The 6,228-nt window shown below is 68.7% G+C and carries 4 protein-coding genes; all 4 read right to left on the minus strand.

Translation table 11 applies throughout. The features are described 5' to 3' along the window. The coding region (rpsB, locus tag Q0066_RS04055) for a 30S ribosomal protein S2 (protein ID WP_298130301.1) at window positions 1–265 on the minus strand (265 nt) is incomplete at its 3' end. A gap of 237 nt (window positions 266–502) precedes the next feature. Then, window positions 503–3,085: an NHLP bacteriocin export ABC transporter permease/ATPase subunit gene (locus tag Q0066_RS04060; RefSeq protein WP_298130302.1), complete on the minus strand. Its 2,583-nt coding sequence runs from the start codon at window positions 3,083–3,085 to the stop codon at window positions 503–505. Continuing rightward, window positions 3,078–5,312: an NHLP family bacteriocin export ABC transporter peptidase/permease/ATPase subunit gene (locus Q0066_RS04065; RefSeq protein WP_298130304.1), complete on the minus strand. Its 2,235-nt coding sequence runs from the start codon at window positions 5,310–5,312 to the stop codon at window positions 3,078–3,080. The genes Q0066_RS04060 and Q0066_RS04065 overlap by 8 nt, the downstream gene beginning before the upstream one ends. Next, window positions 5,309–6,025: an HlyD family efflux transporter periplasmic adaptor subunit gene (locus Q0066_RS04070; RefSeq protein ID WP_298130306.1), complete on the minus strand. Its 717-nt coding sequence runs from the start codon at window positions 6,023–6,025 to the stop codon at window positions 5,309–5,311. Before Q0066_RS04070 ends, Q0066_RS04065 begins: the two co-directional genes overlap by 4 nt. Between the last annotated feature and the right edge of the window lie 203 nt (window positions 6,026–6,228).

The following is a 6,228-nucleotide window of genomic DNA, read 5'->3' on the forward strand; positions in this document are numbered from 1 at the left end:
TGCCCACCCGGGTGGCCTGCTCGGCGATGGCCTCCTGGGCCTGCTTCTTGGTGCCCACGAACAGGATCTGCCCGCCGCGCGCGACGGTGTCGCGGACGAAGCCGTAGGCCTGATCGATGTAGCTCAGCGACTGCTGCAGGTCGATGATGTAGATGCCGTTGCGCTCGGCGAAGATGAACTTCTTCATCTTGGGGTTCCAGCGGCGGGTCTGGTGCCCGAAGTGGACACCGCTCTCGAGCAGCTGACGCGTGGTAACGACGGCCATTGCCGTTCCTTTCTGCGCGGGTCGGCGCGGTGCGCGGAACCCGCTTGGGTTGTCCGGGCCGACATCTTCGACCCGCCTGATGCGACCGTTGCGATTCCACCCCTTGCGGGGACCGCTAAGGCAACCCGTCGAGCGCGACGGTTCGAGGTGCATGCGAAGTCGACCCGGATCTGCCGAGTCGCTGCGCCGATTCTACGACGCGGCCCGTTGGGTTGTCGAAATCGGCCCGCCGGTCGGTCAACCCAGCTGGCGCGCGGCAAGGCGGCTGAACGGACCGTCCGCGGCGCTGAGCGTGTCGAAGTCGCCCTGTTCGACGACGCGTCCGCGATCGAGCACGTAGATGATGTCGGCGTTCCGGATGGTGCTCAGCCGGTGGGCGATGACGATTCGGGTCACACCAAGCTCGGCGATGCTCTTGGCAACGACGGCCTGGGTCAGGTTGTCGAGAGCGCTGGTGGCCTCATCGAACAGCAGCACCCGGGGGTTCCGGCTCAGAGCACGTGCGATCAACAGTCGTTGCCGCTGGCCTCCGGACAGAGTGGAAGCGCCCTCACTGACCAGCGTCTCCATTCCCATCGGCATCGCGCGGATGTCGTCCGCCAAGCCTGCCGCTTCGGCTGCCTGCCAAGCGTCCGACCGGGTCATCGCCGTGGCGCCGGCGATGTTGGCGAAGAGCGTGCCGGGAATCACTTGGGCGGATTGGAGCACCGTACCCAGTTGGCGGCGGACGGCGGCAGCGTCGATTCCGCTGAGGTCGCGGCCGTCGTAGGACACGGTGCCGGATTCCGGAGTCTCAAAGCCGAGCAGGAGTCGCAGCATTGACGACTTGCCCGCGCCGGACGGTCCGACCACAGCCACGAACTGGCCAGGCTGGGCGCTCAACGAGAGGTCGTCGAGAACCAGCGGATCGTTGTCGCTGTAGCGAAACCGAATATGGCTGAGTTCGACGCGACCCTGCAGCATCCCCGGGTCGGCCTGAGCATCACTCACCTCGGGTTGCTCGGCGAGCACGGGGTCGAGCAGTTCGAGATAGGGCACACACTGCACGATCGTGCTCAGGCCCACTCCGAGAGCGGCGACCCCGGCGGTCACCTGGCCGAGAGCGACACTGAATGAGATGAACTCCCCGGGGTCGACCTGGGCCGCCGCAAGGGTGCCCAGCCCCACCACCAGGACCAGGATCGACAGAGTCGGCCACACCGCGGCCAGCACCGTTTGCCAACTGGTCCATCGGCTGTAGTGGTAAGCGTGCCTCCATTGCTCGTGGAAGTGTCGCGACCATACCCCGAACGCGCGTACCCGGGCGCCGGCCACCTGGAGCTTCGCGGCGCCTTTGATCAGCTCCAGCGTCATGCCCTGGGTCGCAGCTTGTTCGGCCAGTTCCCGACGGGCGGGCCGCAACTGCGCCCAGGCCAACGCGACCGTGGTGGCGATCTGAGCGGCCGCGAGGATGGCGCCGATGACGCCGAGCGCGGTCTGGAACACGAACAGCAGCAGCAGGTTGTACAGCGCGAAGAACCCGGAGAGTGTCGCCGCAACGACCGCGTCGCCGAGTAGCTGCCTGGTGTAGTCCAGGCTCTGCACCCGGGTCAGCAGCGATCCGACCGAGTAGCGGGTGAAGAATCGGGCGGGCAATGTCAGCAGACGCTCCCAGATGGCGGGTTGTGCGGTGCTGTCCAGACGAGTTCGGAATCGCAGAAACGCGATGCTGCGTGCCACCGTCCCCAGGGCCACGACCATGGCGAGCAGGATCAGGCCGGCGACGACTGCCGCCAGCACCCCACGTTCGTTCCCTGGAACCACTTGGCTGAAGATGATCTGCGACCCGACGGGCAGCACCAGGCCGATCAGGCCGATGACGTTGGCGAGCACGATCACGCTGACGATGTCGCGTCGCGAGCCGCTCAGGCCGAGCCGCAGCAGCCGCGCGACGGTGATCCGTCCCTTCGGCAACGCGCGAACGAACGCGAACATCTCCGGCTCCAGGCCGTCCGCCACCGTCTCGGTCACCCGCTGGCGCTCCAAGGTCACCGGATCGATCAGCAGGTAGCTCGAGCCTTCGGAGAGGAGCGCGACCGGACGGCGATCGCTGGACCGCACACCGAGCAGCGAGCCCGACTCGCCGGTCCACCAGCGCCGTGGCGGGCTGACCCGGCGAGCGCGGTATCCGTAGGCTTCGGCCGCCGCTCGTACCCGGTTCGGCAGCGGAAGCTCTCGGGCCGTCCGGAGACGGTTCTCGTCGGGCTGTTCGGCGCCGGACGGGCCCAGGAGCAGGTGCAGCGCGAGCTGCACGTCGTCGGAGTGGTCCGGAGGCAGCTGCGACCCACGGCTGCGCCGCTTCCTGTCTGCTGGCCCCGGCAGAGCCGAGGCCAGGGCTCTGACTGCGGTGTCGAGGGTCGATTCGTCACGCTGGCCAGCCGCTTGCAGCCGGTTGGCGCGGTTCGCCAGCTCCTCGTCCCGAGCCCGATCAGCCTCCGCCAGCAACTCCGCCCAGCGCACCCCGCGATCCGGCAGCGACGCCGACGAGACCGACCGCAGCCGGCTCGCCGTGAGTGCGACCGCCACCAGCGTCTGCCCGCCGACGGCGGGCGGCACGCCGACGACCATCTCCCCGCAGACCAGCACTGCGACCGGCCGACGGCGGCCCTCGGCCCGGCCGTCCAGATCGTCGACGGCGAACACCATCACCTCGCCGGACTCGAGCACCCAACCAATCGCCGGATCGGTGAGTTCGAGGCTGTCGTTGGATTCGATGCGAGTGGTCCCGGAGGCCGGGTTCTCAACCTCGGCGGTCGCGGACGGCACCGGCGGCTCATGCATCGACGAGCCTCGCGTACTCACCGTGGAACCGGATCAGCTCTCGATGGGTGCCACGTTCGACCACTGTGCCTTGGCGCAGGACCAGAATCTCGTCGCAGTCCCGGACGGTGCTGAGCCTGTGCGCCACGATCAGGCAACTGCATCCGCGGCGTCGCAGCGCGGCGTCGATCCACTGCTCCGTCAAGGGATCGAGCGCGCTGGTCGCCTCGTCGAGCACGAGCAGGGCGGGGTCGCGCACGAGGGCTCGGGCGATCTCGAGACGCTGCCGCTGGCCGCCGCTGAAGTTCCTGCCACCCTCCGCAACCCGGCTCAGGAAGCCGCCTGGGCGGGCCAGCAGGTCAGCGTGGACCGCGGCGTCGCGAGTGGCCCTCACCAGCGCGTCATCGGAGACCTCGGGGTCCCACAGCGTCAGGTTGTCGCGCACACTGCCCTCGAACAGCATGATGTCCTGATCGACCAGCGCCAACCCGTCGGACAGCACCGCCTCGGCCACATTGCGGCGCGGGACGCCGTCCAGCATCACCTCACCTGCCCACGCCGTGTAGAGACCGGTGACCAGCCGCGAGACGGTGGACTTGCCGCTGCCGCTGGCACCGACCAGGGCCACTCGCTGGCCCGGGAGGATCTGCAGCGAGAGATCCGTGATCAACGGCGGGCGGACCGGGTTGTAGCCGAAGCTGACATCCCTCAGTTCGAGTCGACCGGAGAACACCGGTAGCCCCACGTCCGCCGCCGGCACATCGTCGTCCTCGCTGGACCGTCGGTCCCTGGCCTCACCGACCACCACTCGCCCCTGGCTCGGTGAACGGGTCGACGCCGCAGGATCCGCGACCGGAGCATGCAGAACGTCATCGAGTCGGTTCAGCGTGCTCTCGAGTTGCTGGATGGTGCCCGCCGTTGCCACCAGGACTCCGACCGGGGCCAGGAACCCGACCATCAAGGTCAGGAACGCGGTGAGAGTGCCCAACGTCAGGTCGCCCTCCATCACCCGAAGCGCACCCACACCCAGGACCACCGCCATGGCGATCGAGGCCAGCAGGCCGGGAGCCGCACCCAGCCATGCGCTGGTGACGTCCAACTCTTGGCGAACCTGGACCAGTCGTGCCTGATCACCGGCCCACCGTTCGAACAGCTCGCCCTCGCTCCCACTGGCTTTGACCGACTCGATCAGGGCGATTCCGGACGCCGCGGTGGAGGTGAGTTCGCCGACCTCACGCAGTTGACGCTGGCTGAGCTCGCGTCGGCGCCGGACCACCGCCTGCAGCAAGACGACGTTGAGCAGTGCCACGACAACGACCATCGCGGTCAGTACCAGGTCGTAGGAGGCCATCAGAGCGAGGTAGAAGACCACTGTCACCATGCTCAGCAGCGCGGTGCTGAGCTGACCGCCCAGAAGCTGAGCCACCTGATCGTTGAGCGATACGCGGTAGGCCAGATCGCCGGGCGAGCGCTGGGTGAAATAGCTCATCGGCAGTCGCAGCAGGTGGTGGACCGTGTCGCCCGACATGGACAACGCCAGTCGGGCACGCAACCGGACCAGCACCCGGGACTGCAGGACCAGGAATGCCGACTGCAGGCCGAGCGCCACCACCAGCGCGGCGACGATGTAGGGCAACCACCCGGGCCGGTGAGCCACCAGGTACTGATCGACGAAGGTCTTGGTGATCACGGGCACCGCCAGCCCTGGAAGCACCAGTGCGAGCCCGGCGAGGACGGCGAACGCCACGTCGGCCACCGAACCGGCGAGCCGCTCCCGCAAAGCCTTGAGCACCGAGGGACGACGACCGCCCGTCACGAAGTCGGCGCCGCGTTCGAAGGAGATCGCGATGCCGGAGTAGCCCTCGGCAAACTCAGCGGCCGAGACCCGTCGTCGGCCGGTGGCCGGGTCGTTCAGGTGGACCAGGCCGCGGCCGACGCCCTCCACTACCAGGAAGTGCCGGAACTCCCAGAAGACCACCACCGGGAGGTCCAGCTCACTCAGCGTGTCGGCGTGGCGGCGGTAGGCGTGCGGGACCAGGCCGTAGCCGCGGGCAGCCTTGACCAGGTTGGCGGCGTTGCTGCCGTCCCTGGACACCCCGCAGGCCACCCGGAGTTCCTCCAGCGGCACGATCCGACCGAAGTGCGCGAGCACCATGGCCAGCGCGGCCGCACCACACTCGACCGCCTCCAGTTGCAGGACGGTGGGGACACGAACCCGGCGGGAACCTGGCGCCGCTGGCGCGTTCACGGGTTCCTCCCGGCGTCCAGGAGCAGATCGATCGGACGTCCCTGCTTGAGGATCACGTCGGCGTTCAGCACCGTGGCGGGCCGGACCGGATCGGCGGGACCCCGACCCGAGGTCCAGCGGAAGCCGGTCGGGGTGTCGTCGGCCTCCAGTCGCACGTCCACCTGAAGAGGTGCAGGGTGACTGCGAACCAGCGCCGCCAGTTCGTCGTTGGCACCCACCAGGGAAGTCAACGCCGCCGTGGAGAGCGGAACCCTGGACACCGCGAGGACGGTGCCGACGATGGAGCCGTACTGCGCCGCCGGCGCATTGACCGGGTTGACGTGCACCTGCAGTCCTGGCCGGACCGACGAGCCCTGGAGCGCGGAGACGAATATCTGGGCCCTCCGCGGTGTGTCCTTGGGCAGCACCTCGACCAGCGGTCGCCCTCGCTCGACCACGTCACCCGGCGACACCAACGTGATCAGCGCCTCGCCATCGATCTGGCTCCGGACGGTCAGCGTCCGGCCGCCGGGTTGCCGGATGACGGCGATCACCTGTCCGGCGCGGATCAGCTGGCCCGCGCCGATGGGCACCTCCACGACCGTCCCGTCGTCCGGCGTGGCGACCTGGTCCAGCCCACTGGGGCCCAGCAGAAATCCCGTTCCGGACACCTGGGTCGGGGCGCCGCCGTAGAAGCAGTAGAGGACGGCCGCCGCCAGGACTCCGAACGCCATGGAGAGCACGAGCCACCGGCGCGGCGATGTGACCTGGACCAGCCCCTCTACCCGCCGCCCAACCGGCTCCGGCGGCCGGGCCGGTCGTGCACCGAGAAGCGCTGCCGCGCGTCCGTTGTTGTCAGCGGTCATGGCTTTCCCTTCGAGCAGCGGTCAGAACAGCGGATAGATCAGGGCGGGCAGCGAGTCGTTCGACGTCGGCG

Source organism: Micropruina sp. (genome assembly GCF_027492755.1).
In the GTDB taxonomy this organism is placed as follows: domain Bacteria; phylum Actinomycetota; class Actinomycetes; order Propionibacteriales; family Propionibacteriaceae; genus Micropruina.

Bases quoted from the DNA above. Each gene is read 5' to 3' on its own strand.
- Q0066_RS04060 (WP_298130302.1), bottom strand. From the start codon at position 3,085: ATGCATGAGCCGCCGGTGCCGTCCGCGACCGCCGAGGTTGAGAACCCG.
- Q0066_RS04070 (WP_298130306.1), bottom strand. From the start codon at position 6,025: ATGGCGTTCGGAGTCCTGGCGGCGGCCGTCCTCTACTGCTTCTACGGC.